The sequence below is a fragment of the Burkholderia aenigmatica genome (genome assembly GCF_902499175.1).
Lineage (GTDB): Bacteria > Pseudomonadota > Gammaproteobacteria > Burkholderiales > Burkholderiaceae > Burkholderia > Burkholderia aenigmatica.
The window spans coordinates 37466-62920 of sequence record NZ_CABVQC010000056.1; the positions used below are offsets into that span (position 1 = coordinate 37466).

The window sequence follows — 25455 nt, forward strand, 5'->3', positions numbered from 1 at the left end:
GACCATACGAAGCGCGAATGGCAGCGACATGGCGACTGTTACGGACCATCCCGGTCGCGGTGAAAAGGTCCGTAGCTTTTGTCATGGAAGGCCGTCACGCCGCCCCGAAGGAGGCGCGATGCGCTGTGACGAGCGCGTCGACCACGCGGCCAATGACGGCCGGCCAGTCTCCCGGCCGCGTTTGCCGGAACAGCGTCGCGGCCGGATACCACGGGCAGTCGTCGCGTTCGAGCAGCCAGCGCCAGTCAGGCACACGCGGCAGCAGCACCCAGACGGGCCGCCCGAGCGCGCCGGCCAGATGCGCGACCGACGTGTCGACGCTGATCACGAGATCCAGCGTGTCGACCAGCGCCGCCGTTTCGGAGAAGTCGTGCAGCGCGTCCGCGAACGACAGCACGCCGCTCGCGGCGAGCGCGTCGGCATCGCGCGCACGCACCTGCGGCTGCAGGCTCACGAACGTCGCGTCGAGCGCCTCGCTCGCGACGAGCGGCGCGAGCACGGCGAACGGTATCGAGCGGTTTTCGTCGTTCGAGTGGCGCGGGTTGCCGGACCACGCGAGCCCGACTCGCAACCGGCCCGTCGGCGCGATCGCGTCGATGCGCTGCGCCCACGCGGCACGCCGCGACGCATCGGCGCGCAGGTACGGCACGTCGGCCGGCACCGTATCGAGCGTCGTGCGGAACGCGTACGGCAGGCTCATCAGCGGACACTGCAGGTCGAACGTCGGCAGCGGCTGCCCTTCGGTAACGACCCGGCTCACGCCGCGCAGCGTGCCGAGCAGTTCGCCGAGCGCGGCCGGCGCCTCGACGATCACGGTCGCGCCCGCGTCGTGCGCCAGGTTCGCGTAGCGGCAGAACTGCAGCGTGTCGCCGTAGCCCTGTTCCGCATGCAACAGCAGCGTGCGGCCCGCGAGCGGCTCGTCGCCGGTCCACCGCGGCCGGTCCGCATGACGCCGGTGCAGCATCACGTCGGCCGCCTCCCAGCGCGCCTCGTGCTGCCGCCAGCCCGCGTCGAAATCGCCCGTCAGCAGCCGGCAGAAAGCCTCCGAGCGACGAGCGGCGCCATGATTCGGATCGCGCCGGCATGCTTCGGCGTAATCGGTCAGCGCCGCGTCGTCGTCGCCGAGGTGCTGGCGTGCAAGCGCACGCGTGAACAGGGCCTGCGCCGTGTCCGCCGGCGCGGCCGCCGCCGCCGCATGGCTCGCGAGCGCCTCGTCGTAGCGGCCGAGCTGCTGCAGCGCGAGCGCGCGGTTGTAATGCAGTTCCGCATGCGGGCCCGTCAGCGCCAGCGCCGCGTCGTAATCGGCGAGCGCGTCGTCGAACCGGCCGAACGCACGCAGCGCGGCCGCGCTGTTGCGGCGTGCGTCGATATCGTCGGGTTTGCGCGCCAGCGCTTCCACATAGGCCTGCGCCGCTTCCGCATGACGTTCGAGCCCGAGCAGCGCATTGCCGCGCCCGACCCACGCCGCGACGTTGCCGCGATTCAGCGCGAGCAGCCGGTCGCAGCGATTCAGTAATTCGTCGCGGGCGTGCAGCAGATCCAGCGCGACGCAACTCGCGTACAGCAACTGCTCGTCGTTCGGCAGCCGCGCAAGCCCTTCGTCGAGGCACGCGAGCGCGTCGGCCGGGCGGCCGAGTTCGGTCATCACGACCCCGCACGCGTAGACGAGCTCGGGGGTCTTGCCGCGCACGACCATCGCGAGCTGATAGCAGTGCAGCGCCTGCTCGCGATGGCCGAGTGCGCGCAACGCATGCCCGCGCTCGATGTTCGCAGCCGCATCGCTCGGGTCGATCCGCAACGCGCGCTCAATGCTGATCAGCGCATCGGCAGGCCGTTCAAGCCAGCGCAACGTCTCGCCGCGCTTGCGCCACGCCGCCGCGTGGCCCGGCTCCCGCACGAGTGCGCGATCGTAGGCCGTCAGCGCCGCGTCGTATTGCCCGAGCGCGAGCAGCGCATCGCCGCGCGCCGCATTCGACGGCACATGTTCCGGATCGGCTGCGAGTGCGCGATCGGCGAGCGCGAGCGCGTCGCGATGGCGGCCGACGCCGGTCAGCGCCGCCGCATGATTCGCCAGATTCCACGGCTGGTTCAGCCCGAACCCCATCGACCGCGCGATCAGCGGCTCCGCCCTTGCAGGATCGCCGAGCTGCAGATACACGAGCCCCAGCAAGTGCAGCGCCTCGACATGGTCGGGCGCCATCGTCAGCACACCTTCGTAGAGCCGTCCGGCCCCCGCGAAGTCGCGCCGTTCGAGCCGTGCGCGCGCATTGCGCAGCGCATCGTCGAGCACTGCCCGCAATGGCGCCGCGGTTGCGCCGAGTCCGGCGCCGGTCCACGGTGCGGCCTCGCGGCGCGCACTCATCGCGGGCCGCCGACGAGCGTCGGCAACCCGGCCGCGATCCGCTCGACGACGGGTGCCCACTGCCCGCCCTCGGGCTGGCGGAACAATCGCGCGGACGGATACCACGGGCTGTCGTCCCGCTCGAGCAGCCAGCGGAAATCGGGCGTATGCGGAATCATCAGTGCAAGCGGCCGGCCGAGCGCGCCGGCGAGGTGCGCCACGGACGTATCGACGCTGACGATGCCGTCCATCAGCGCAGTCAGCGCCGCCGTATCGGCAAAGTCCGCGAGTTCGTCGCCGACAAAGCGGACCGCGCTCGCGTCGAGCACCGGGCGATCCTCGTCGCGCACCAGCTTCTGCAGGCTGATCCACTCGTAACGGTCGTCGAACAGCGGCAGCAGATCCGCGAGCGTCATCGAGCGATTGCGGTCGTTCAGGTGAAGCGGGTTGCCGGACCACACGAGACCGATCCGCGGCCGCGTCGCCGCGCCCAGCCGCTCGCGCCACTGCGCGACACGCACGGGGTCGGCGGCGAGATACGGTACGCCGGCCGGAATCGACGCCAGGTCCGTGCGGAACTCCAGCGGCAAACTCAGCAGCGGGCAATGCAGGTCGAACGGCGGCAGCGGCTCGCCGCGCGTGACGAGCGTGTCGACGCCGTCGAGCATCGCAAACAGCGTCTTCAGTTCGACCGGCGCTTCGAGCACGACGCGTGCGCCAAGCGCTTTCACGAGCGGGACATAGCGGCAGAACTGCAGCGTGTCGCCGAGCCCCTGTTCCGGGTAGAGCAGGATCGTCTTGCCGTCGAGCGGCATCCCGTGCGTCCAGCGCGGCTGCGCGAACGTGCGCCGGCTCGCATCGAGCTGCGTATCGCGCCAGCGCCATTCATACTCGGCCCAGCCGGCTTCGAAATCACCGATCGACAGGCACAGGAACGCGCGCATGCAGTGCGCGAGCACGTAGTCGGGATCAAGATCGATCGCGTCCGCATACGCCTGGCGTGCGGCATCGTGATGCCGCAGCGCGCGCAGCGCATTGGCCTTGTGAAAGTGTGCGAACTTGTCGCGCGGCGTCGCGTCGATCACGCGCGCGAAATCGTCGAGCGCGGCCTCGTAGCGGTGCGTCTCGAGCTGCACACGGCCGCGCGTGAACCAGCCGGGCACGTAGCCCGCATCGAGCGCGAGCGCGCGGTCGCACATGTCGCGCGCATCGTCGTGCCGTTCGATGCGCATCAGCGCGCTCGCGTAGTTGCACAGCACGCCGGTGCTGCGCGGTTCCGCGTCGAGTGCACGCGCATAGCTGTCGGCCGCGTCGCGATAGCGTTCCAGGTGGCTGGCCGCGTTGCCGCGGTTCGCCAATGCCCGCGCGTGGCGCGGATCGATCGCGAGCACACGGTCGCAGCGCACGAGCGCTTCGTCGTGCCGGCCCAGCAGCTCGAGCGCGATCGAGCTGTTGAAGATCGCATCGATGAAAGTCGGGCTCGCCGCGATCGCCGCATTGAAATCCGCGAGCGCGCGCTCGGGATCCTGCAGATCGAGATACGCGACACCGCGCAGGAACAGCACTTCGGCGCTGCCGGGCGTCTGCGCAAGCGCGTAGCCGTAGCTGTCGACCGCATCGCGGAAGCGACCGAGTTCGCGCAGCGCGAGGCCGCGTCCGCGCATCGCATCGAACAAACGCCCGGCCAGCGCGATCGACCGATCGCAATCGGCAAGCGCTTCGTCGTGACGGCCGAGCGCGCGCAGCATGTCGCTACGCTTCACATAGCCGTCGGCAAAACCGGGCGTCAGCTCGAGCAGCCGATCGTAGACCGTACATGCGTCGTCGTACCGGGCAAGCTGCCCGAGCAGGCCCGCGCGCTGAAACAGCACGCGCTGATGAACCGGGTTGATCGCGAGTGCTTCGTCGAGACGCACGAGCGCGTCGTGCTCCCGCCCGAGCCCGGTCAGCACCGCCGCGTAATTCGCGAGCGCGAGCGGCACCGGCCGGTGCTCGATCGAGCGCCGCATCAGCGGCTCGGCATCGTCGAGCCGCCCTTGCTGGAAGCGCACCGCGCCGAGCAGGTGCAGCGCCTCCGGATGCTCGGGATCGAGCGTCAGCAATTCGGTATACGCGTGCTCCGCATGTTGCAGCGCGCCGTCGTGGTGCGCCTTGCGCGCGCGCAAGAGCAGCCGTTCAAGCTGCGCGGTGTCGGGCGGACGGCGATCCGGCGCGACCGGCGCGCTCGCGAGTGTCGTCCCTTCCCCGTTCGGTGTCATCGTGTGGCCCCCACTTGTCGCTGTTCGTATCGCGTGTCGTGTCTAACGTGTCATCGGCCCGATCGCGGCACGCACCGCGTCGATCGCGCCCGTCCAGTCCCCCGGCGCCGCCTGCCGGAACAGCCGCGCGGACGGATACCACGGGCTGTCGCCGCGCGTGCGCATCCAGCGCCACTCCGCCGGATCGGGCAGCAGCACCCAGAGCGCGTGGCCCAGCGCCCCCGCCAGATGCGCGACGGCGGAATCGACCGCAATCACGAGATCCAGCGCGCCGATCAGCGCGGCCGTGTCCGCGAAGTCGCCGAGTTCTTCGTCGACGCGAAGCACCGGCGCATCCGCGAGCAACGCCTCGTCGCGTTCGCGCACGGGCTTTTGCAGGCTGATCCAGTCGACGTCGAGATCGAACAGCGGCGCGAGCCGCGCGAAATCGATCGACCGGTTGTGATCGTTCCGGTGCTCCGGATTGCCGGCCCATGCGATCCCGATCCGCGGCCGGCGCCGCTCGCCGAGCAGCGCTTCCCACTGGCGCGTGCGCTGCGGGTCGGCATGCAGATAGGCGCCGGCATGCGGAATCGTGGCTTCGTCGGTGCGAAAGGCATGCGGCAGGCTCAACAGCGGCACCTGGCAGTCGAACGCTGGCAGCGGTTCGCCGCGCGCGATCACGTCGACCGGCCCCGGCAGCGACGCCATCAGCGCGCGCAACGGCGGCTGCACCTCGAACACGACCCGCGCGCCGCGCGCAGCCACCAGCGGTATATAGCGGCAGAAATGCAACGTGTCGCCGAACCCTTGCTCTGCATGAATCAGCACGGTTCGGCCATCGAGCGGCGTGTCGCCCTGCCATGCCGGCTGCGTGAACGGCCGGTAGTGCCGCGCCAGTTGCGCGTCGCGCAGCCGCCATTCGTATTCGGGCCAGCCACGCGCGAAATCGCCTTCGATCAGATACAGCGACGCGCGCGCGAAATGCGCTTCGGCGTAGTCGGGTTGCAGTGCGATCGCGCGGTCGTACGCAGCGAGCGCGTCGCCTGTGCGCGCCGTTTCGAAATGCAGGTTGCCGCAGTTGAGCCAGTTCGTCGCGTGATCGGGACGCAGCGCGAGCGCACGGTCGAGCGACGCCATCGCTTCGTCGTAGCGATGCAAGTCCTGCAGCACGCTGCTGCGGTTGGTCCACGCTTCGGCGAACCGCGCGTCGCGCGCAAGCGCGGCGTCGTAGCTGGCCAGCGCGTCGTCGTAACGCTTCAGGTAGCGCAACGCGGTGCCGCGGTTGCACAACGTCTCCACCGAGTGCGGATCGAGCGCCAGCGCGCGCGCATAGGCAGACAGCGCGTCGTCGTGGCGCTTGAGCTGCAGCAACGCGTTGCCGCGGCTCGCATGGGCGCGGACATGATCCGGATCGAACGTCAGCACCCGATCGCAGCGAGCGAGCGCTTCGTCCGCGCGGCCGAGCCGTTCGAGCGCAACCGCGCTGTTGTAAAGCACGTCGATCCGCGCGGGATCGGCCGCGATCGCTTCGTTGAACGCGTCGAGCGCCTCGCCCGGCCGGTCGAGATCGATCAGCGTGCGGCCACGCTCGGCCATGATCGCGGCCATGCCGGGCCGGATCGCGCTTGCGCGCTCGAAGCACTGCAGTGCATCGGCCGGCCGCCGCAGTTCGCGCAGCACGAGGCCGCGGTTGAACCACGATTCGAACGAACGGGGATCGACCATCAGTGCGCGGTCGTAGGTATCGAGCGCCTCGTCGAAGCGACGCAGCGCACGCAGCGCGCTGCCGCGGTTGCAAAGCGCATCGAGCACCAGCGGCGATCCTGCGAGCGCGCGGTCGAACGACGCCAGCGCATCGTCGTAGCGGCGCAGCCCGAGCAGCGTATTGCCGCGGCGCACGAGCGTCTGCACGTCGTCGGGCGTCGCGCGCAGCGCGGCCGCGAAATGCTCGAGCGCCTCGCCGACACGACCGCGCTCGCCGGCGATCGCGCCGAGATCCGACAGCACGCGCGTGCCGGGTGCGATCGCGATCGACTGACGCAGCAACGCTTCGGCGTCGTCGGCCGCGCCGCGCTGGAACTGCAGCACGCCGTACAGGTGCAATGCCTGGGGATTGTCCGGTTCCTGCTCGAGCACGGCGAGATACTCGCGCGCCGCGTCGTCGAACCGTCCGGCGCTGTGCCAGTTTTGTGCGCGGCTCAGGATCGCCGCCGATTGCCGTTGCCCGCGCGCGTCGAGCCCCGACGCGCCCGCGTGTGCATCATGCCGGTGCTCGACCGTCACGTTCGCCCCCTTCCCGTTTGCCGATGCCGCCGCTGGCCCGGCTCGATGGAACCGGTCGCAGCGGTCATGCTCGTCACGAGACTAACGGACGGGCAATAACAGACGTATGACGAAAGTTACGGACCATTTTGTCCGGGGGACGGAACACGTTCCGGGCTGCGGGCCACCCGCGCCGCAGTCACTGGCCGATCGGGATCGTCCGCACGTATTCGACCGCCGGGGCGCCCATCGTGACCGAGAAGCGAACCCCGCGCGGCACCGGCACGCCGATCGACGTGAAGTTGCTGATGCCGTGCTGCGCGAGAAACTGCGCATACGACTGTTCGATGGCGGCCTGGCTCGTCGTCCACCCGCCGGGCGGGATCCACACGGAAAGCTGCATCGAGCGCGCATCATTGCTGACCACCACGCGCGCGAACGCATCCATGTGATGCAGCGCGTCGTCGACTTCGGCGAGCGATGCAAGCGGCTGCGACGCACTGCGCACGAGCTCGCGTCCCTTGAGCTGGTAGCGCACCACCTGCATCTGTGTCGGCCCGCCGCCGACGCCGAGATGGCGCACCATCACGAGTTCGCCCGGGCGAATGCGCAGCGGCGGCCCGAAAACTTCATCGGGCGTCACGAGGTTCGTCAGGTCGAACTGCAGTTGGGAGAAGTAGCGGCCGAGCAGACGCGTTTGCGCCAGATTCGACGCGATATCGTCGCGACCGCGAATCGTCGCATCGAGGCCGCGCCACGACAGCAGTGCGATCACGGCGAGCAGCGCGATCGCGACCAGCATCTCGATCAGCGTGAAGCCGCGGGCACGGTTACCAGCACGCGCCGCCTTGCGCGGTTCAGCGGCGCGCTTCATTCTGGATCACCGTGACGACTTCGGCGAGCACGTTGCGGCTCGACGCGGACGGATACACGCTCACCGTCACGCGCCGCACGAGCGGGCTCGGCAGCGCGGCCACCGACTGGCGGCACACGAACCGGTAGCGCCCCTGCGGGCACGCGAACGTGTTCGTGCCGACGGACGGCCAGGTCGATGCGATGCGGATCTCGCCGAGCGCGTTGTCAGCGCTCCATAACGCGAGCAGGCGCATGCGCGCCATGTCGGTGTCCGACGCGAGCGCGCCGATCGCGCGCATCACGGCGCCCAGCGCGACGGCCACGATCGCCAGCGCGATCAGCACCTCGATCAGCGTGAATCCCCGTTCCGGCGCCCGCGCCGGGCGCGATCCGCCGCGCGCATGGCGGTGGTAGTCGGTTCTGTCGTCGCACATGACCTGCATTCTTGTCGATGGGTCGTCGTCCGGCGTCCGCCGTTCGAACCGCGGCGCGAGGCCGCATCGCCGGCACGACGGACACCGTGCGAGGACGTTAAGCGCGACGTATGGCACACACGTGTCGAATGGTACGGACCATTTGGGCGCGACTGGCCCGAGCGGGCGGACGCGCAGGCGTGCGCTGCCGCGCGACGGGCGGACTGAAAACTGAAAACGATCGGGGAAAACCACCCGGCGGCGGGCGGTGAACGATGAGGACGATCCTCGGGCGGGATCGACGCGACGGCGTCAGGCCGTCACGGCGTCGTCATACTCGGCGCGGGCAAGCTGGCCGGCGGCATAGGCCTCGGCTTCGCCGCGAAAGCCTTCCCGGCTGAACGCAACGACTTTCACGCCGACGCCGGTCGCCCGCCTCACCGTCAGCGCCCATTGCCATCCGCCGTCTTGTTCAAAGACGTGCAGCGAGGGTTCGAAGGAAGGGTCGAATACGGTCACGCGTTTTGCTCCTGCCCCCTTGCGCACCGCATCGGCGACGCGTGGGGCATGTCGAAAGGATCGCGTCGAGATGCGACGCGCTTTTGCCATTCGACAGTCTAGTCAATGATTGTTGCGACGCACCATCAGAGGTTTCACTCATCTATCGGTACCGGGCGGTCGATGAAATTTTCATGAAACCCTTATGGGACGCGGCTCAGCGCCGTTTCAGGGCGCACGGATCAGCGTTCGTGCGGCAACGTGCCGCACATTCGACCGCTTGCCTGCATCGATCGCCCATGAGTCGCAAAAACGGGGCGCGAATCGCCCGTCGCTCCGGGCACCTCGGCGACGACGGTTGTTACCGGCCCGTATCGACCGGCATCACGCGCCGGAACGTCAGGTTCACGCGCTCGCCCTGCACGCCCGGCGCCTTCGGCACGCGATGCTGCCATTCGGCCTGCGTGCGCCCGCGCATCACGAGCAGGCTGCCATGCCCGAGGCGATACGCATGCGTGACGCCGGTCTTGCGATGGCGCAGGTCGAACACGCGCATCGCGCCGAGGCTCACCGACGCGATCACCGGCGCGTCACCCAGCTCGGGCTCGTTGTCCGCGTGCCAGCCGAGGCTGTCCTGCCCGTTGCGGTAGCGATTGAGCAGCACGCTATTGAAACCCGCGCCGCACGTCGCCTCGACCGCGCGCTTCAGGTCGAGCACGGCCGGCGTCCACCGCGCCGGCACGTTGCGGATCCCCGAATACACGTAGACGGCATCCGGCTCGCCCTGCCATGCGGTGAGCCGCGGCAACGGAATGCGTCCGCGCGGCGTGCGGATCGTGTCCTGCTGCCACGCGACCTCGCCGATCAGCGCGGCCAGCGCGCGGTCGGCGTCGGGCGGCGCCAGCCAGTCCGGATACCAGTCCACGTCGGGGGCGGGCGTGTCAGCGAAGAAATCGGGCGTCGACATGTCGAAAGGAACGGAGCGAACAGTGCATGCCTGCATACTAGCCAACGGCGTCGCGCACCGCCATGCGCTGTCATTCGCGGATGGAAGGAAACCGCCGCGCCCGGCGATGCGCGTTCGCGCATCACGCTATCATCGCGGCGTGTCGCTGCCCGCCTTACCGACGGGTGCCGCGTTCCCTCCTCCGCCCTGCCGGCCGGCGCGATCCGGCCGCTTGCTTTCCGGATCCCATCATGACGACGCTGTCCGACGCCGCCCTCGATCAACTGTTTCTCACCGCGCGCACGCACAACGCGTGGCAGGACAAACCCGTCGACGACGCGCTGCTGCACCGGCTGATCGACCTGGCGAAATTCGGGCCGACGTCGGCGAACGCGAGCCCCGCGCGCTTCGTGTTCGTCAAGTCGCCAGAAGCGAAGGCACGCCTGAAGCCCGCGCTGTCCGCGGGCAATCTCGCGAAGACGATGGCCGCGCCCGTCACCGTGATCGTCGGCATGGACATGGCATTCCACGAACACCTGCCGCGCCTGTTCCCGCACGCCGACGCACGCAGCTGGTTCGCCGGCAACGATGCGCTGATCGAGGCCACCGCGTTCCGCAATTCGTCGCTGCAAGGCGCCTACCTGATCCTGGCCGCGCGCGCACTCGGCCTCGACGCGGGCCCGATGTCCGGCTTCGACGGCGCGAAGGTCGATGCCGCGTTCTTCGCGGGCACCGCGATCAGGAGCAACTTCCTCGTGAATCTCGGCTACGGCGATCCGGCCGGCCTGTTCCCGCGCAGCCCGCGCTTCGACTTCGACGACATCGCCCGCATCGAGTGATGCGCCGCCGGTCAGGCCCGGTTCCCGCTGATGACGGGCCGACGCCGACCTCTTGTCAACCGGGGGAGCGTGCCCTAGCCGCCGCGTGTCAGCCGGATCAGCGTGATCTCCGACGGCACGCCGAAGCGGTTCGGCGGGCCCCAGTATCCGGTGCCGCGGCTCGTATAGAGCCACAGATCGCCGAAGCGGCTCAGCCCGCCGATCACCGGCTGCTGCAACCGCACGAACGGCGGCCACGGCAGGAACTGGCCGCCGTGCGTGTGCCCCGACAACTGCACGGTAAAACCGGCGCGGTTCGCCGCATCCGCGCTACGCGGCTGGTGCGCGAGCAGGATCTTCGTGCCGACATCGTGCGGCGCGCCCGCCAGCGCCTGCGCGGGGTCGCTGCGATGGGCGGGATCGAACCCGCCCGCCGTGAAATCGGTTACACCCGCGAGCACCGCGCGCGCGCCGTCACGCTCGATCAACACGTGCTCGTTGAGCAGCACCGTCAGCCCGATGCGGCGGAATTCGTCGATCCACGCACGCGCGCCCGCGTAATACTCGTGGTTGCCCGTCACCAGGAAGCTGCCGTGCCGCGACTGCATGCGTCCGAGCGGCGCCGTGTGCTCGCGCAGGCGCTTGACCGAGCCGTCGACCACGTCGCCCGTCACGACGACGAGGTCGGCATCGAGCGCATTGACCGCGCGCACGATCCGTTCGACATAGGGCCGCTTGATCGTCGGCCCGACGTGGATGTCGGACAGCTGCACGATCGTCAGCCCGTCGAGCCCGGCCGGCAGCCCCGCGACCGGAATCGACACGCGCTTGACCGCCGCCGTGCGGCGCGCACCGACGAACCCGATCACGGTGACGAACACCGCACCGGCCAGCACGCCGAGCGCCGTGTCGGTCGCCACGCCGGGCCACGCGCCGTCGTGCCCGAAATGCCGCCATCCGAACACGCCGAGCAGCACGAATTCGCGGAGGAACGTCAGCAGGAGCAGCGACGAGAAGAAGCCCATCACGAGCGAGCCGGCCCAGCCGGCCAGCGTCGCGGCCCAGCCTTCGTCGAAGCGGCGAGAGAACATGCCGACCGGGATCAACACGACGAAGCTCGCCAGCACGAGCGCCGCGATCGTGCGCGCGACCGGCGACGCGAACGCATCGGGAATGATCCGCATCCCGACGTACAGATGGAACAGCACGCCGATTGCAATGAACCGGACAAAGAAACTTCGCATGGAACGTTCACCTTCGTAGCGATACCGCTTTACCGCGTCCGCGCCGCGTGTCGCACGAGACCGTGAGGGTTCGTGCCGCGCGTCGCGCCATCCGTACGATGGTACACAGATCGCGGCGGCGGCGACCGGTCGCCGGCCTGGCTTCGATCCCGTTCGCCGCGGCACTCGACCGCGACTGCATCAGGCGACCCGAAGCGAGCGCGATCGACGATTTCCTGAAGCACCCCGTTCGCGACATGAAGCATATGCTGCGTTTGCACATCCAGGTCGACCACGTCGGCACGGCCTGCAAGACGATCGACGCGAACGACCGCATCTTGCCCGATGGCGCTGCGGAGCGTCGCCCTCGCCAACGACCCGGGCCACACGCCCGCTGCTGGTCTGCATAGCTGATCACGCCGCGCTGCCGCGCTTCGCACGCGATCCCGTCGACCTGCGCGTCAACATCCCCCCGGCCTGCCAACCCGACTGAATTCCCGTGCGCCCGTGCTGCAATCGCCCGTTTCCGCACCGATTCCGCGCTGTCGACACGGCAAATTCAGCGACCCTTCGTTCGTCTGACGATCCTTTACAGTCCGTTAGCAACCCTATGCGAGCCGGCACTGGCAGAATCGCGGCGATCCGATCCCGGTTGCCGAAACGCGATACCGGACATGTGGACTCGCCTCCCCGATCGGCAACGCCCCCCACGGTGTACAGGGCGGATGGCTGGCGATCCGCATCGCACTGATTTATTATCGGCTCCGTATCCCGGAATCGTCGTCGCGGCGACGATCCGCATTGCGCCGCGCCCGGCATCCACCCCCAACGTCGAGCTCGTCACACCATGAGAAAAACAACGCCGCGCGCGCCCTTGCGCGTCGCCGCCGTCCTCGCGCCCGCCCTGCCGCTCGCGGGCTGCGCATCGCGCGGCGCACCGTCGTACGTCCTGTTCGGCGCGTATTTCCCGCTTTGGCTCGTCAGTGCGATCGTCGGCGTCGTCGGCGCGATCGTCGCGCACCGCGTGTTCGTCGCGACCGGCTGGGCCGCCACGGTGCCCTACCAGCTTGCCGTCTGCACCTCGATCGGGCTCGTGGTCGCCGTGATCGTCTGGCTCACCGGTACGGGGCCGTTCGCATGAAAGCCGCCGGCACCGCCCGCCCCTCCATCAAAGGCCGCGTGATCGCATTCGCGATCATCGCGCTCGGCATCGCGGCGCTCGCGTATGCGTATCACCGCACGACGGCCTACCCGTCCACCGACGACGCGTCGATCGACGCGGACGTCGTGCATGTCGCGTCGCCGGTCGGCGGCCGCATCGTGCAGCTCGCGGTGCATGAAAACCAGCGCGTCGCGAAGGGCGACCTGCTGTATGTCATCGATCCCGTCCCGTACCGGCTGACGGTTGCGCAGGCGCAGGCCGACCTCGAGCTCGCGCGCGCATCGCTCGACACGCGCCGCCGCTCGCTGATCGGCGAGCGCTCGAACGCGGCCGTGGCCGCCGAGCAGGTCAAGCGCGCGACACAGAACCACGACCTTGCGATGCGCGACGTGAACCGGCTCGCACCGCTCGCCGCGCAGGGCTACGTCAGCGCGCAGCAGTTCGACCAGGCGGAGGTCCGCCAGCGCGACGCGGCCGTGTCGCTCGCGCAGGCGCAGGAACAACAGCGATCGTCGGCGCAAACGATCGGCGACGAGGCCGACGCGATCGCGACGCTGCATGCGCGCGAGGCCGCGCTGGCGCGCGCGCAGCACGCGCTCGACGACACCGTCGTGCGCGCGCCGCACGACGGCCTCGTCACGGGCCTGACGGTACTCGCCGGCGAAACCCTTGCGCCGAGCCAGTCGATCTTCACGCTGATCGACGCGAGCGAATGGTTCGCCGTCGGCAACTTCCGCGAGACGTCGCTGAGCCGCATTGAGGTCGGCGACTGCGCGACCGTCTATTCAATGATCGACCGCAGCCGCCCGCTGACGGGCAAGGTCGTCGGCATCGGCGCGGGCATTGCGGACAGCGACCGCATCAACCTGCCGCGCACACTGCCGATCGTGCAGCGTTCGGTGAACTGGGTGCACGTCTCGCAGCGCTTCCCCGTGCGCGTGAAGCTCGACGAACCCGACGGCAAGCTCGTGCGCGTCGGCGCCAGCGCGATCGTCGAGGTCCGGCATGGCACTGCCTGCCGCTGAGGTTCGCTCGCCGGGCCCGCGCGAAGTCCTGCGACTGCTCGCGCCGTTTCCGGGACGCGCGTCGATTGCCGTGCGGGTCGCGCTGATCTGCGCGCTGACCGCGCTCGTGACGGCCGCCTACGGCACGCCCGAAGCCGCGCTGTCCGCGTACGTCGTGTTCTTCATGATCCGTGCCGATCGCGTGACGAGCATCGTGCTCGCGGCCGCGCTGCTGCTGATCGTCACGATCGTGATCGGGCTCGTGCTCGGCGTCGCGATCTTCAGCATCGACTATTCGATCCTGCGGGTCGCGTGCATGGCCGTGCTGTCGGTCGGCCTCCTGTACCTGACGTCGGCCAGCAAGCTGCGCCCGGTCGGCGCGATCCTCGCGATGATCGTCGGCTTCGGGCTCGACCAGCTCGGCCTCGCACCGTTCGGCGAAGCCGCGACACGCGCGCTGCTGTACATCTGGCTGACGATCGCGATCCCGGTCGGCGTCGCGATCGTCGTCAACCTGCTGATCGCGCCGTCGCCGCGCAAGCTCGCGCACGCGCAGCTCGCGAAGCGCCTGCGGCTCGCCGCGCAGCGGCTGCGCGGCGACGATACGGCGCGCGATGGATTCGATGCCTGCCTGCACGAAGGCGACAAGCAACTGCTCACGTGGCTCAAGCTGTCGAAACTCGAAGGCTCGTCGTCCGCCGCCGACTTCGCGGCATTGCGGCAGGCCGTGGCATCGAGCACCGCGCTGCTGGTCGGCGTCGCGCTGGCCGATCGCGAACCGGACGCGCGGCTGCCCGATACGGTCACCGCACCGATCGCCGCGACGCTCGACGAGATGGCCGATATCCTCGAACAAGGCGGCTACCCGGTCGACGTGACGCTCGTGCTGCCGCCGATCGACGCGCTGCCGCCGCTCGCGCGCGTCGCCGCGACGGATCTCCATGCGGCGATCACGCACTTCGCGGAACCGGCCGCAACGGCCAATGTCGCTTCGGCAGCTTCGGCAGCTTCGGCAGCTTCGGCAGCTTCGGCAGCTTCGGCAGCTTCGGCAGCTTCGGCAGCTTCGGCAGCTCCGGCAGCTCCGGCAGCTCCGGCAGCTCCGGCAGCTCCGGCAGCTCAGGCAGCTCAGGCAGCTCAGGCAGCTCCGGCAGCTCCGGCAGCTCCGGCAGTTCAGGCAGCTGGACACGATGTCCCCGCAGCCGGCCCCGAAGCCGCCCCGCCCCCCGCACCGCGGGGCGGCTTCTTCCTGCCCGACGCGCGCACCAATCCCGACCACATCCGCTACGCGCTGAAAACGACCGCCGCGGCGATCTTCTGCTACCTGCTGTATTCGCAGCTCGACTGGTCGGGCATCCATACGTGCGTGGTCACCTGCTACATCGTGTCGCTCGGCTCGACGGCCGAGACGGTCGAGAAGCTCACGCTGCGGATTCTCGGCTGCATGGTCGGCGCGCTGCTCGGCACCGCGGCACTCGTCTTCGTCGTGCCGTCGCTGTCGTCGGTCGGCCACCTGATGGCACTGGTGTTCGCCGGCGGGTGGCTCGCCGCGTGGGTCGCGTTCGGCTCGCCGCGCATCGCGTATGCCGGCTTCCAGATTGCGTTCGCGTTTTTCCTGTGTGTGATCCAGGGCGCCGGCCCCGGCTTCGACCTGACGATCGCGCGCGATCGCACGATCGGTATCCTGCTCGGCAACGTGGTCGTGTATCTCGTGTTCACGCGCATCTGGCCCGTCAGCATCGGCAAGCAGATCGACGCCGGGCTCGCGGCGCTGATCGACCAGTGGCGACGCCTCGTGCAAATCACGCAGCCGGCCGAGCGGCGCGCGCTCGCGGCCGAAGCGTTCGCCCGCCACGGCGCGATCGCGCAGGAGCTCGGGCTGATCCACTACGAACCGTCATGGGTGCGACCGGCCGCCACGTGGCTCGCCACGCGACGGCGCGCGCTCGCGGAACTCGGCGCGCTCGAAGGCCCGCTGTTCCTGCTTGCCGAACGCAAGCCCGGCGATGCGGCGATCGGCGAGCAGCTCGCCCGCGTGACCGAACCGCGCGACGACGAAGCCACGCGCCCGGCAGATTCGACCGCGCCGCCGGCCACCCCGCCGGGCACCGCCCCCATCGACCCCGCACGCGACGCGTTGCTGAACCTGATCGACACGCGGCTCGCGCACATCGCCGATGCCGCTCGTCAAGCCACACCGAAGGAGCCTGCCCCCCATGCGCCTACCTGAACCGCCGGCCGCCTCGATCGCCGCCGCCGCCCTCGCGACCGCCGTCGCGCTGGCCGGCTGCGCGACGTCGTCGATCGATCTGGCGCCGGAGGCGTCCGACCGCCCGTGGCAGCCGCAAACGTCGGCCGCAGGCGATATCGTGCCGGGCCCGCCTCGCGCGTCCGCGCAAAGTTCGCACGACTACACGCTGCCCGCGTCACCGGCGCTCGCGTCAGTCCCGCCGCCGGCCGCGCTCGATGCCGCGCACGCGTACACGCTGCCCGAGCTGATCGATGTCGCCGAATCGGCGAACCCGCTGACCCGCATCGCGTGGAACGACGCGCGCAACGCCGCACTCGCGGTCGGCCTGGCCAAGACCGCCTACCTACCGAAGCTGTCCGCGACGGCAATGGGCGGGTACCAGGCCAACCACGGCTCGACGTCGTCGTTCCTCGGCGACTCGTCGAGCAACTCCACCGCGCACGGCACCATCTCGGCGCTGTCGCTGCAATGGCTGCTGTTCGATTTCGGCGGCCGCGCGGCGCGCGTCGAAGCGGCCGAGCAGGCGTCGATCGCGTCGAACGTCGCGTTCACGGCCGTGCACCAGCAGGTGATCCACGACGTGACCGTCGCGTACTACCGCTACGAAGCCGCGCGCTCGCGCGCCCTCAGTGCCCAGCAGGGCCTCGCGAACGCGGACGCGATCCTCGCAGCCTCCCGCGCGCGGCTCAAGCATGGCGTCGGCACGGTCGTCGAGCTTGCACAGGCGACGCAGAACCGCGCGCAGGCGAACCTCGCGCTCGTGCAGGCGAACGGCGCGGAGAGCGACAGCTACCTCGCCCTCGTTTCCGCGCTCGGCATCTCGCCGCTGTCGAAGCCGACCATCGCCGCGCTGCCGAAGCGGCCGCTGCCGCCCACGCTCGGCTCGTCGGTCGACGCGATCGTGTCGGATGCGATCGCGCGCCGCCCCGACCTGCAGGGCGCGTTCGCACTTGAAAAGGCCAATCGCGCGAAGATCAAGGCCGCGGAAGCCGCGTTCATGCCGAAGATCTTCCTGTCCGCGTCGACGTCGTACGCGAGCGGCGGCACGTCCCTCTCCGCGCTGCCCGCAATCGGCGACCAGGCACCGACCGTCAACCTGAACGGCAGCCGCTACGGCGGCGGCGTGTTCCTCGGCGTGACGATCCCGCTGTACGACGGCGGCCTGCGCTCGGCCGTGCTGATGCAGGCGCGCAACGATGCGGAAAGCGCCTCCGCGCGCCTCACGCGAACCAAGGAGGAAGCCGTCCGCCAGGTCGTGGCCGCGCAGAACGCGGTGCAGACGAGCCTTGCGTCGCACGACGCCGCGACGGCGCTCGTCGATGCCGCGCAGACGAGCTACGACGCGGCGCTCACCGCGTACCGGAACGGCGTCGGTTCGGTCACCGACGCGACGATCGCGCAAAGCCAGTTGCTCGCGGCCCGCAACGCGGAGGTCGACAGCTATGCCGGTGCGCTCTCCGCCGCGGCCGCACTCGCGCTCGCGACGGGGACGATCGGCTCGGCGCAGTAGCGCAACCGCCGCGAGGCGGTTGACGCATGCGCTCGCCGCCCACTAGAATGCCGGCCAATCTTCCTTCAGGAACCATCGTGGACAGTTGCAGCACTCCGTTGCGTGCGCCGCTTGCCGCCTGAACGCCTGTCCGACGCAGTTCTCCTGCCCGGCTCGCGTTCCGCGAGCCGCACGCCTACCGTTTCACACTGAATGACGCATTCGCGCGGTACAGTACCGCGCGATGACGGCTATCTTCGCGTCGCTTTCGGCATTGCGCCGCAGCGACGCGAAACGGCACGCGCTCCTTGCACGGCAGGACAACCATGACTTTCGATTTCGCACTCCGTCTTTTCACCGCGTTCGCCTGCGGCGTCGCCATCGGCATCGAACGCCAGATGCGCCAGCGCACGGCCGGCCTGCGCACGATCACGCTCGTCGCGAGCGGCGCGTGCCTGTTCGTCACGCTTGGCGTGCTGACCGGCAACGGCGTCGCGGGCGTCACGCAGATCGCCGCGTACGTCGTGTCGGGCGTCGGCTTCCTCGGCGGCGGCGTGATCATGCGCGACAAGGGCTCGATCCAGGGCATCAACACCGCTGCGACGCTGTGGTGCTCGGCCGCCGTCGGCGTGCTGTCCGGTTCCGGCCATTACGTGCCGGCGCTCGCCGGTACCGGTGTCGTGCTGCTGACCAATACGCTGTTGCGCAGCGTCAGCCAGGCGATCAACGCGACGCCTGTATCAAATGCCGATCTCGTGCGCGAATACCAGATCACCGTGATCTGCCTGGCCTCCGACGAAGTGCACATCCGCACGCTGCTGTCGAACTCGATGTACGCGAAGCCGCTGTCGTTCCAGAGCCTCACGAGCGAGGACGTGCCCGACCAGCCGGACCGGCTGAAGGTAACCGCGACCCTGAAGCTGCATCCGAAGGATCAGCAGAAGCTCGAGCAGATCGCGAGCCGGATGAGCATGGAGAAGAGCATTTCCAGCGTGAGCTGGACCGCGAAGGAAGCAGAGCCGATGATGGAGTGAGCGGCCTGGCGGCAGCCGCGTTTCGCGCCGCCGCCCGCCCTCGTGCCCTGTCAGGGGGTCTCGATCAGCCCGGCCGAGATTGCCTTGACGACCGCCTGGACCTTGTTCGTCGCACCCAGCTTCTCGAGGATGTTGTTGACGTGGAAGTTGACCGTCCGTTCCGAGATGCTGAGGATCTGGCCGATTTCGCACGCGGTCTTGCCCTCGGCCGTCCAGCACAGCACCTCGCGCTCGCGCGCGGTCAGCGTGACGCCCGCCGCCGGCGCCAGCTTCGGCACCATGAAGCGGCTCATCAGCGAATGCGAAAGGTTCGCGAGCCAGTTCGTCTGCAGCGTCAGCATGTTGATTTCCGCCGGCGTCAGCCGGTCGGCATGGCGGGCGATGCTCAGCAGGCCGAACGCGCCGCGGGCCGCCCAGCTCGACTGCGCGACCCCCACCGACAGCCCGAAATCGCGCGCGTCCTGCCACAGCGGGCACGGCTCGATCCGGTCGACGTCCGGCCAGACGATCATGTTGGTACTGAGCGCGCCGTCGCGCACCGTCGAATCGATCTCGATGTAGTTCTGCGCCTGGTAGTGCGCCATCCAGCCGTCAGGATAGGTATCGAAGATCGCGACCGACGGCTTCGATACGGGCAACGGCACGCGAATGCCGTAGCAGCAGTATTCGAATCCCAGCCGTTTGGAATAGGCGGCGATCCGCTGGAAGAGCTGCTGCTCGTCTTCCGCGGCGCTGAATTGTTGGTAGGCATCCTGCCAGCGCAGTTCCATTCATTCTCCGACAACGACACGCTGTCATACTTGTCAGGTTCCAGCACCCGTTCGAGGCTGATACATTCCGCGCATGACTTCACCTTTGCTGCACCCGGTCCCCGGCCCGTCCCCGGACGGCTACGTACGCCTGTCAGAAGGCGCACTGGCCGCGCTTGCGCTCGACCATGTCGCAAGCGGCCTCGACGCATCGCTGCTTGCGGAACTGCACGACAGCGCCATCGACGCACGCCTTGCCGGCTACACCGAATGGCATCGCCCGGCCCATACCGGCGTCGCTTACGTGACGGTCGGCTGGGACTGGTATCTCGACCGCGCGACGGGCACGTTCGTGATCGCGGGCAGCGACGTCCGCAGCAACGTGATGGCCGTCGACGCCACGGGCGCCGACATCGGCATGTTCCGCACGGCCGCCGCGCTCGCCGCGCGGCTTGCATCCATCGACTGGCCCGCCGCCGTCGCGTCGGCCGTGCTCGGGCACAACGACGCCTATCATGCCGGGCCGACGCTCCAGTGACAACTGGCCGCACATTCCTCTGACGATTTCCGCGATGCTGGCGCTCTTTATAAGCAAAAGCGGCTCGGTTTTCAATCCCGTTGATCAAGAAACCGATACCACGTCCTGAACGGCGCCCTTTCGCCGTCACCCTGTAAGAGTTACCAGTTACAGCCCCCTCGTGCTGCGCGATGTAATGCACGGATACAAAAGCACAGATCCGAGGACACCATGCGTACCTTCGTTCACGAGGAAGGGCGGTTGCCACACGAACTTGCAGCGGATCTCGGGCGCTATCGGCGCCGTGTGTTCGTCGAGCAGCTCGGTTGGGCGCTCCCGTCGGCGAACGAATGTTTCGAGCGCGACCAGTTCGATCGCGACGATACCGTCTACGTGTTCGCTCGAAACGCCTGCGGCGAGATGTGCGGATGTGCGCGCCTGCTGCCGACGACGCGCCCGTATCTGCTGAAGTCGCTGTTCGCCGACCTGATCGCCGAAGACATGCCGCTGCCGCAATCGGCCGCCGTCTGGGAGCTGTCCCGGTTCGCGGCAACCGACGACGAAGGCGGGTCGGGCAATGCCGAATGGGCCGTGCGTCCGATGCTCGCGGCCGTCGTCGAATGCGCGGCGAAGCTTGGCGCGCGGCAGTTGATCGGCGTGACGTTCGCAAGCGTGGAGCGGCTGTTCCGCCGGATCGGCATACACGCGCACCGCGCAGGCTCGCCGAAGCAGGTGGACGGACGTCTGGTGGTCGCGTGTTGGATCGACATCGATCCGCAAACGTTTGCTGCACTAGGAATCGAGCCGGGGCAGGCCGCCCGGCAAGCCATCGCCGCCTGAGCCGGAACGCGCGTTTCGGTCCGGGCGGTATCGTAACGAAGGAGAATCAACGTGGACCAGTCCCAGGTCTTTCGCGCGATGATGCCCGGGTTGACGAGCGTCAACGGCGCCCGCATCGCGGTCGCCTACCCGTCGTTTCCCCGGCCGCTGCCGCTCGTGCGGCTCGACCGCCGCGGCCTCGTGTTCCGTGCCGCCGGCGCCGCGCCGCTCGTGTGCGGGCTGCCGCGTGCGGCGACGCTGCTGGTCGCGGACGAGCCACTGTGCTCGCTGCGCCTCGTGATCCGCGACATCGCGCCGGCCGGCGACGGCCGGCATGACCTGACGATGCAGCCATCCGGCGCCGCCGGCGACGAATTGCTGTGGCATGCGTTGCGCGATCGCGAGCCCTATCGCCGGATTCGGCACCCGCTCGCGCCCGTCGACACGTCCATCGCCACCGACAGCGAACCGCACGCATCGGCCGGCGAAGCCGGTTCGCGCCCGTCGCGCAGCGCGGCTTTCCGGCTGCCGTGCCACAGCGACGCGCTGTTCTTTGCCGACTGGCTCGAATATCACTTCGACGAACTGCGTGCGCTGTCGCAACAGCACGGGCCGCAACTGCAGCTCAACCAGCTCGAGCGGCAGGTCGCCGACGACGAGGTCGGTGTGCGCTTCGTCTACGACATCGACGGGCACGCGACACGGCACGCGCTGACCGACTGCGCGCGCGAGGCCTGTGCATGGATCGAGACGGAGATGCGCGACAAGTTCGCGTTGCCTGTCGCGCAGGAGCGGTTCAGCGCGTTCGCGGCGCACGCGCGGGCAGGCGCCATGTGAGTGCGGCGCAACAAAAAGTTGTATCGATACAACTAGGGCTTGCCATGGGTCGGGTTTTCCCTTAAATTTACGTCTGTCTCCTCCATGTCTCCAAACATGGATTCAGCCCGCTCAATGTAGCGGGCTTTTTCTTGCCTGCTCGAATTGCGGGGACACATCCCCTCCGCCCCGCCTAACCCGCCGGGTACACACCGATCGGTCGCAGCCAGTAGTGGTGCACCGCAAATATCAGCCCGACTGCCCCGACCACTGCCAGCAGCAGGTACAACCAGCCCTTTCTGGTTGTCGGCAGGTCAGCCAGCGCACTCACGTCGCCCGTCAAGGCCGCCAGCGCAGCCAAGCCGAGTCCGAGCAGCACCATCATCCCCTTCGCCACCCATCCAAAGGCAAGCTCCAGCACGCCCGCCCATCGCGACTGGCGATAAGGGCCGGCAACCGGTCGACGGAGATCGGGCTTACTCATTCACGACCTCTCGTCCGGGATGCGTGCATCCGTCCGTCGATCGACAGGCTGACGCCAAAGCGGAACTTCGAAGGTTGTCCGGACAAGCACTCGCCGCATCGGGGTGAGCGCAGTGGCATTGGATCGGAAGCGTCATGTTTTTTCTTTCGCGAGACGAGGTTCGACGGTTCGATTCGTTTGGCCGGAACGCGCGCATATCGTTCAATACGACGAGGATGCGCCGGGCGCGCTCCGTTCACCTCGCGCAATCCGGATCGGCCGGCTTATCATTGACCGGCCCGCCACTCACCTCCGAGGCCATCTTGCACGCCCATCTGCGCATTGCCCGCCCGGTCAGCAACCTCACCCGCACCGAGCGCATGTATCGCGACGCCCTCGATTTGTCCGTTCTTGCCCGCTTTGAAGATCACGACGGCTTTTCCGGCGTGATGCTCGGACGCGACGGCCTCGACTATCACTTCGAATTCACGCACTGCCCCGACCATCCGATCGCGCCGTCGCCGACGCCCGAAGACCTGATCGTGTTCTACCTGCCCGATCGGCCGGAATGGGAAGCCGCCTGCGCGCGCGCCACAGCGCACGGCTTCATGCCCGTCACGTCGTTCAATCCTTACTGGGAAATCTCCGGCCAGACCTTCGAGGATGCCGACGGCTACCGGATCGTGCTGCAGAACGGCACGTGGCGCTGACACGCGAATACGCGTGAGCCGTTACGCGCCGGCCAGGCCGGCGGCGCGAGCGGCATACACAACGTGCCGACGCAGCGCGTGACCTTCCGGCAACGCAGGATGGTCGAAGTCGCGCGCGGGCTGGCGCTGCATGCCGAGCCGCTGCATCACGCGCTGCGATCGCAGGTTGGTGTCGGCCGTCCACGCGAAGATCTCGCCGAGCCCGATCCGGCCGAACCCGTCGACCAGTGCGGCGGCGGCCGCTTCGGCGACGTAGCCATGCCCCCATGCGTGGCGAGCCTGCCGCCACATGATCTCGACACACGGCGCCATCGGATGCGTTGCACGCACTTCGTGCGACAGACCGCACACACCGATCAACATCGCGTCGGCACGGCGCTCGACCGCCCACGGGCCGAAACCGTGTGCATCGAAATGCGCGTCGAAGCGCGCGATGACGTCGCTCGCCTCGTCAACGGACATTGGACCGCGCGCGAGCCACGCGGTCACGTCCGGATCCGCATTCATCGCCGACAGCGCGTCCGCATCCGCCGACTGCCAGCGACGCAGCGTCAGACGCGCGGTTTCGATCTTCGACGGTGTGGACATGGGAGATACGGATCGTTCAGGCGGCGTAATGGAAGCGCCGTCACAAACCCGAAAGCGGAAAGGACGAAGGGGAAATCGGGATCGTCGCTTCTGCCGGCGACGACCCAGGGAACCGGTGATGAGAAATGGGCGCCGGCGCGCCCGCGGGGATTACTCGTTTTCTTCGAAGTAATGCCCGAACTTCACCTGCTTCGTGCGGATATAACGCTCGTTTTCCTCGCGCACGGGCACCGCAAGCGCCACGCGCTCGCAGACGGGAATGCCGTGCTTCGCGAGCGTGTCGAACTTTGCCGGGTTGTTGCTCATCAGCCGCACCGACGTCACGCCGAGGATCCGGAGGATCGCAGCGGCCGAGTCGTATTCGCGAGCGTCGTCGGGCAGGCCGAGGTCGAGGTTCGCCTCGACGGTGTCCCGCCCCTGCTCCTGCAGTGCGTACGCGCGGATCTTGTTGCTCAGGCCGATCCCGCGCCCTTCATGACCGCGCAGATACAGCAGCACGCCGCGGTCTTCGGCAGCAATGTAGCGCAACGCGAGATCGAGCTGCTCGCCGCAGTCGCAGCGGTACGAGCCGAACACGTCGCCGGTCAGGCATTCGGAATGCAGCCGCGTCAACACGGACTGCTCGCCGGCAACGTCGCCCATCACAAGCGCGAGATGTTCGGCATCGCTGCCCGATACGCGAAACGCGTATGACTTGAACGTACCGTAGCGCGTGGGCAGCGACGCGGTGGCGACGAGTGTCACGCACTCGTCGGCTTGGCCGTTGCCCGGCGCGGGCGATTGGGGACGCGAAGACATCATGAATTCAATCGAAACGTTCAGGAATGTAGGAGTTGTGTGGATAGTGCGTGACGGGAGTTTACCGCTAATCTGGAATCGTCACGCGACTGCCGCCACCTGCGCGGCTATACTGGGCTCGTCGGGTGACACGCATCACGCCCTGCCAGCCCAGCATCGACCTGCACACGGAGAAAGCGAATGAGCACGACTGTCGCGCAGCTTCTCAAGGCCAAGCCGGATTCGGGCCGCACCATCTACACCGTCACAAAGACCGATCTCGTCTACGACGCCATCAAGCTGATGGCGGAAAAGGGCATTGGCGCGCTGCTGGTCGTGGACGGCGACGACATCGCGGGCATCGTCACCGAGCGCGACTACGCGCGCAAGGTCGTGCTGCAGGATCGCTCGTCGAAGGCCACTCGTGTCGAAGAAATCATGACGGCAAAGGTGCGCTACGTCGAACCCTCGCAATCCACCGACGAGTGCATGGCGCTGATGACCGAGCACCGGATGCGCCACCTGCCCGTCCTCGACGGCGGCAAGCTGGTCGGCCTCATCTCGATCGGTGACCTCGTCAAGAGCGTGATCGCCGATCAGCAGTTCACGATCAGCCAGCTCGAACACTATATCCACGGCACGCCTGCGGTCACGTCCGCCTGACCCGCTCCAGCAAAAAAGGCCCAAACGCGTGAGCGTCTGGGCGGAAAGCCGCCGGAATGCGGCGACGGAGGTTCTGCTCCTGCGGGCGGATGACTCGCGCTACTGGCGCGCGTCTCGTCGAATAAGCGGTGCGCTCGGGCAGACCCGGGGACGATCAGTTGCCGAAGTAGACCGAGTTCACGGGATTCGGTGCTTCACGCGTCATGCGACGGCCGGCTTGCGCGGCACCCGTCGCGACGGCACCGTAGCCACTCGTATCGGCATGCGCGAGCATCGGCTGATTCGGTTGAATGCGTTGTTCGGCGGCCTGGATGTTGTCCGGATACTGCGAATCGCTCGCCAGCGGCTTGTAGCCATTCTGTTCGAGTTGCACGAGCTCGGCCCTGACCTGGTCGCGGGTCAGCCCCTGCTCGGACTGTGCAAACGATGCGATCGGGGCGGCAAGGACGGATGCGGCGATAGCTGCGTAGATGATCGACTTCATGATTTACCTCCGGAATATGTTCTCTTATGGCGTCGCCTCGGCGGGACCTGTCTGAAGCGATTGAATCCAGTGTAGTTCTCGCCACCCCAAGGGGAAACCCTTAGTTTTAACATACAGCGTTGCGATTTCGACAAAAATCACCCGCTTTTCCAGGCTGATATCACCTCAACTTGCTTCACTCGCACAACAATCGCTGACGAATTGCCGACAGCCAAATCACATATCCCGAAGGTTGTGTTGTAGAATCGTAAGGTTTTATACCCCGGCGGTCGGTCAAATTCCTCCGGGTATGGTCACTTCAAATTCCCCCACCTGACGACCGTCGGCTGAGCCACT

The 25455-nt window shown here is 68.2% G+C and carries 24 protein-coding genes; 11 read left to right on the top strand and 13 right to left on the bottom strand.

The genetic code is table 11. The features are described from left to right. Nucleotides 1-94: 94 nt before the first annotated feature. The 7 genes from BDO18943_RS31015 to BDO18943_RS31045 form a co-directional block, all read right to left on the bottom strand. Nucleotides 95-2362, bottom strand: coding sequence for a tetratricopeptide repeat protein (locus tag BDO18943_RS31015; protein WP_175025280.1), 2268 nt, complete (start codon nucleotides 2360-2362; stop codon nucleotides 95-97). Continuing rightward, nucleotides 2359-4599 carry a tetratricopeptide repeat protein gene (locus tag BDO18943_RS31020; RefSeq protein ID WP_175025281.1) on the bottom strand — a complete coding sequence of 747 codons (2241 nt, stop codon included), beginning with the start codon at nucleotides 4597-4599 and terminating at the stop codon, nucleotides 2359-2361. The genes BDO18943_RS31015 and BDO18943_RS31020 overlap by 4 nt, the downstream gene beginning before the upstream one ends. A gap of 42 nt (nucleotides 4600-4641) precedes the next feature. Beyond that, the gene (locus BDO18943_RS31025) at nucleotides 4642-6864 is read right to left on the bottom strand and encodes a tetratricopeptide repeat protein (RefSeq protein WP_175025282.1); all 2223 of its coding nucleotides are present in this window, start codon (nucleotides 6862-6864) and stop codon (nucleotides 4642-4644) included. A 178-nt stretch (nucleotides 6865-7042) separates the two neighbouring features. Further along, nucleotides 7043-7717 carry a PulJ/GspJ family protein gene (locus tag BDO18943_RS31030; RefSeq protein ID WP_175025283.1) on the bottom strand — a complete coding sequence of 225 codons (675 nt, stop codon included), beginning with the start codon at nucleotides 7715-7717 and terminating at the stop codon, nucleotides 7043-7045. After that, nucleotides 7701-8132: a type II secretion system minor pseudopilin GspI gene (gene gspI / locus BDO18943_RS31035; RefSeq protein WP_175025284.1), complete on the bottom strand. Its 432-nt coding sequence runs from the start codon at nucleotides 8130-8132 to the stop codon at nucleotides 7701-7703. The genes BDO18943_RS31030 and gspI overlap by 17 nt, the downstream gene beginning before the upstream one ends. 291 nt (nucleotides 8133-8423) lie before the next feature. Then, on the bottom strand, nucleotides 8424-8630 hold the full coding sequence (locus tag BDO18943_RS31040) for a hypothetical protein (RefSeq protein WP_043177420.1): 207 nt from the start codon (nucleotides 8628-8630) through the stop codon (nucleotides 8424-8426). Nucleotides 8631-8970: 340 nt separating this feature from the next. Then, nucleotides 8971-9576 (bottom strand): alpha-ketoglutarate-dependent dioxygenase AlkB family protein, encoded by a 606-nt coding sequence (locus tag BDO18943_RS31045; protein WP_175025285.1) that lies wholly within the window; start codon nucleotides 9574-9576, stop codon nucleotides 8971-8973. Nucleotides 9577-9806: 230 nt separating this feature from the next. Between BDO18943_RS31045 and BDO18943_RS31050 the strand changes: the two genes are divergently transcribed. Next, nucleotides 9807-10394 carry a malonic semialdehyde reductase gene (locus BDO18943_RS31050; protein WP_043177424.1) on the top strand — a complete coding sequence of 196 codons (588 nt, stop codon included), beginning with the start codon at nucleotides 9807-9809 and terminating at the stop codon, nucleotides 10392-10394. Nucleotides 10395-10468: 74 nt separating this feature from the next. Here BDO18943_RS31050 and BDO18943_RS31055 read toward each other — a convergent pair whose 3' ends face one another. Next, nucleotides 10469-11617, bottom strand: coding sequence for a metallophosphoesterase (locus BDO18943_RS31055; RefSeq protein WP_175025286.1), 1149 nt, complete (start codon nucleotides 11615-11617; stop codon nucleotides 10469-10471). 826 nt (nucleotides 11618-12443) lie between these two features. Here BDO18943_RS31055 and BDO18943_RS31060 point away from each other — a divergent pair. The 5 genes from BDO18943_RS31060 (at nucleotide 12444) to BDO18943_RS31080 (ending at nucleotide 18533) form a co-directional block, all read left to right on the top strand. Next, on the top strand, nucleotides 12444-12737 hold the full coding sequence (locus tag BDO18943_RS31060; RefSeq protein ID WP_175025287.1) for a hypothetical protein: 294 nt from the start codon (nucleotides 12444-12446) through the stop codon (nucleotides 12735-12737). Continuing rightward, a complete protein-coding gene (gene mdtN, locus BDO18943_RS31065; RefSeq protein WP_175025288.1) occupies nucleotides 12734-13783 on the top strand; it encodes a multidrug transporter subunit MdtN in 1050 nt (349 codons plus the stop codon). The genes BDO18943_RS31060 and mdtN overlap by 4 nt, the downstream gene beginning before the upstream one ends. Further along, a complete protein-coding gene (locus BDO18943_RS31070) occupies nucleotides 13764-15989 on the top strand; it encodes an FUSC family protein (RefSeq protein ID WP_175025289.1) in 2226 nt (741 codons plus the stop codon). Before mdtN ends, BDO18943_RS31070 begins: the two co-directional genes overlap by 20 nt. After that, nucleotides 15976-17520, top strand: a complete 1545-nt coding sequence (locus BDO18943_RS31075; RefSeq protein WP_175025290.1) for a TolC family protein — start codon at nucleotides 15976-15978, stop codon at nucleotides 17518-17520. The genes BDO18943_RS31070 and BDO18943_RS31075 overlap by 14 nt, the downstream gene beginning before the upstream one ends. Before the next feature lie 305 nt (nucleotides 17521-17825). Continuing rightward, entirely contained in the window at nucleotides 17826-18533 is a 708-nt protein-coding gene (locus tag BDO18943_RS31080; RefSeq protein WP_011354660.1) for an MgtC/SapB family protein, read from the top strand. Nucleotides 18534-18583: 50 nt separating this feature from the next. On the opposite strand, the gene BDO18943_RS31085 is transcribed toward BDO18943_RS31080, so the two are convergent. After that, nucleotides 18584-19303 carry an autoinducer binding domain-containing protein gene (locus BDO18943_RS31085; protein ID WP_089452485.1) on the bottom strand — a complete coding sequence of 240 codons (720 nt, stop codon included), beginning with the start codon at nucleotides 19301-19303 and terminating at the stop codon, nucleotides 18584-18586. A gap of 73 nt (nucleotides 19304-19376) precedes the next feature. On the opposite strand from BDO18943_RS31085, the gene BDO18943_RS31090 reads away from it, so the two are divergent. From BDO18943_RS31090 to BDO18943_RS31100, 3 genes are all read left to right on the top strand, one after another. Then, on the top strand, nucleotides 19377-19820 hold the full coding sequence (locus BDO18943_RS31090) for a DUF4902 domain-containing protein (RefSeq protein WP_175025291.1): 444 nt from the start codon (nucleotides 19377-19379) through the stop codon (nucleotides 19818-19820). Nucleotides 19821-20030: 210 nt separating this feature from the next. Next, nucleotides 20031-20639 carry an acyl-homoserine-lactone synthase gene (locus BDO18943_RS31095; RefSeq protein WP_175025292.1) on the top strand — a complete coding sequence of 203 codons (609 nt, stop codon included), beginning with the start codon at nucleotides 20031-20033 and terminating at the stop codon, nucleotides 20637-20639. A gap of 51 nt (nucleotides 20640-20690) precedes the next feature. Beyond that, nucleotides 20691-21455, top strand: coding sequence for a hypothetical protein (locus tag BDO18943_RS31100; protein ID WP_175025293.1), 765 nt, complete (start codon nucleotides 20691-20693; stop codon nucleotides 21453-21455). Between the two features lie 172 nt (nucleotides 21456-21627). Here BDO18943_RS31100 and BDO18943_RS31105 read toward each other — a convergent pair whose 3' ends face one another. Next, entirely contained in the window at nucleotides 21628-21918 is a 291-nt protein-coding gene (locus BDO18943_RS31105) for a hypothetical protein (RefSeq protein ID WP_175025294.1), read from the bottom strand. A gap of 302 nt (nucleotides 21919-22220) precedes the next feature. Between BDO18943_RS31105 and BDO18943_RS31110 the strand changes: the two genes are divergently transcribed. Beyond that, complete coding sequence (locus tag BDO18943_RS31110; RefSeq protein WP_175025298.1) at nucleotides 22221-22607, top strand: VOC family protein; 387 nt, start codon at nucleotides 22221-22223, stop codon at nucleotides 22605-22607. A 21-nt stretch (nucleotides 22608-22628) separates the two neighbouring features. Here BDO18943_RS31110 and BDO18943_RS31115 read toward each other — a convergent pair whose 3' ends face one another. Then, a complete protein-coding gene (locus BDO18943_RS31115) occupies nucleotides 22629-23195 on the bottom strand; it encodes a GNAT family N-acetyltransferase (RefSeq protein ID WP_175025295.1) in 567 nt (188 codons plus the stop codon). A 150-nt stretch (nucleotides 23196-23345) separates the two neighbouring features. Continuing rightward, complete coding sequence (gene ribA / locus BDO18943_RS31120) at nucleotides 23346-23996, bottom strand: GTP cyclohydrolase II (RefSeq protein WP_043179604.1); 651 nt, start codon at nucleotides 23994-23996, stop codon at nucleotides 23346-23348. Between the two features lie 177 nt (nucleotides 23997-24173). Here ribA and BDO18943_RS31125 point away from each other — a divergent pair, with 177 nt between their 5' ends. Beyond that, the gene (locus tag BDO18943_RS31125) at nucleotides 24174-24635 is read left to right on the top strand and encodes a CBS domain-containing protein (protein ID WP_011354633.1); all 462 of its coding nucleotides are present in this window, start codon (nucleotides 24174-24176) and stop codon (nucleotides 24633-24635) included. Nucleotides 24636-24789: 154 nt separating this feature from the next. Here BDO18943_RS31125 and BDO18943_RS31130 read toward each other — a convergent pair whose 3' ends face one another. Then, on the bottom strand, nucleotides 24790-25119 hold the full coding sequence (locus BDO18943_RS31130) for a DUF4148 domain-containing protein (protein WP_175025296.1): 330 nt from the start codon (nucleotides 25117-25119) through the stop codon (nucleotides 24790-24792). Nucleotides 25120-25455 lie beyond the last annotated feature (336 nt).

Excerpts from the sequence above, each read along its gene's own strand:
- BDO18943_RS31015 (WP_175025280.1), bottom strand. The coding sequence starts at position 2,362 with ATGAGTGCGCGCCGCGAGGCCGCACCGTGGACCGGCGCCGGACTCGGC.
- BDO18943_RS31020 (WP_175025281.1), bottom strand. The coding sequence starts at position 4,599 with ATGACACCGAACGGGGAAGGGACGACACTCGCGAGCGCGCCGGTCGCG.
- BDO18943_RS31030 (WP_175025283.1), bottom strand. The coding sequence starts at position 7,717 with ATGAAGCGCGCCGCTGAACCGCGCAAGGCGGCGCGTGCTGGTAACCGT.
- gspI (WP_175025284.1), bottom strand. The coding sequence starts at position 8,132 with ATGTGCGACGACAGAACCGACTACCACCGCCATGCGCGCGGCGGATCG.
- BDO18943_RS31045 (WP_175025285.1), bottom strand. The coding sequence starts at position 9,576 with ATGTCGACGCCCGATTTCTTCGCTGACACGCCCGCCCCCGACGTGGAC.
- BDO18943_RS31050 (WP_043177424.1), top strand. The coding sequence starts at position 9,807 with ATGACGACGCTGTCCGACGCCGCCCTCGATCAACTGTTTCTCACCGCG.
- BDO18943_RS31055 (WP_175025286.1), bottom strand. The coding sequence starts at position 11,617 with ATGCGAAGTTTCTTTGTCCGGTTCATTGCAATCGGCGTGCTGTTCCAT.
- BDO18943_RS31060 (WP_175025287.1), top strand. The coding sequence starts at position 12,444 with ATGAGAAAAACAACGCCGCGCGCGCCCTTGCGCGTCGCCGCCGTCCTC.
- mdtN (WP_175025288.1), top strand. The coding sequence starts at position 12,734 with ATGAAAGCCGCCGGCACCGCCCGCCCCTCCATCAAAGGCCGCGTGATC.
- BDO18943_RS31070 (WP_175025289.1), top strand. The coding sequence starts at position 13,764 with ATGGCACTGCCTGCCGCTGAGGTTCGCTCGCCGGGCCCGCGCGAAGTC.
- BDO18943_RS31075 (WP_175025290.1), top strand. The coding sequence starts at position 15,976 with ATGCGCCTACCTGAACCGCCGGCCGCCTCGATCGCCGCCGCCGCCCTC.
- BDO18943_RS31080 (WP_011354660.1), top strand. The coding sequence starts at position 17,826 with ATGACTTTCGATTTCGCACTCCGTCTTTTCACCGCGTTCGCCTGCGGC.
- BDO18943_RS31085 (WP_089452485.1), bottom strand. The coding sequence starts at position 19,303 with ATGGAACTGCGCTGGCAGGATGCCTACCAACAATTCAGCGCCGCGGAA.
- BDO18943_RS31090 (WP_175025291.1), top strand. The coding sequence starts at position 19,377 with ATGACTTCACCTTTGCTGCACCCGGTCCCCGGCCCGTCCCCGGACGGC.
- BDO18943_RS31095 (WP_175025292.1), top strand. The coding sequence starts at position 20,031 with ATGCGTACCTTCGTTCACGAGGAAGGGCGGTTGCCACACGAACTTGCA.
- BDO18943_RS31105 (WP_175025294.1), bottom strand. The coding sequence starts at position 21,918 with ATGAGTAAGCCCGATCTCCGTCGACCGGTTGCCGGCCCTTATCGCCAG.
- BDO18943_RS31115 (WP_175025295.1), bottom strand. The coding sequence starts at position 23,195 with ATGTCCACACCGTCGAAGATCGAAACCGCGCGTCTGACGCTGCGTCGC.
- ribA (WP_043179604.1), bottom strand. The coding sequence starts at position 23,996 with ATGATGTCTTCGCGTCCCCAATCGCCCGCGCCGGGCAACGGCCAAGCC.
- BDO18943_RS31125 (WP_011354633.1), top strand. The coding sequence starts at position 24,174 with ATGAGCACGACTGTCGCGCAGCTTCTCAAGGCCAAGCCGGATTCGGGC.
- BDO18943_RS31130 (WP_175025296.1), bottom strand. The coding sequence starts at position 25,119 with ATGAAGTCGATCATCTACGCAGCTATCGCCGCATCCGTCCTTGCCGCC.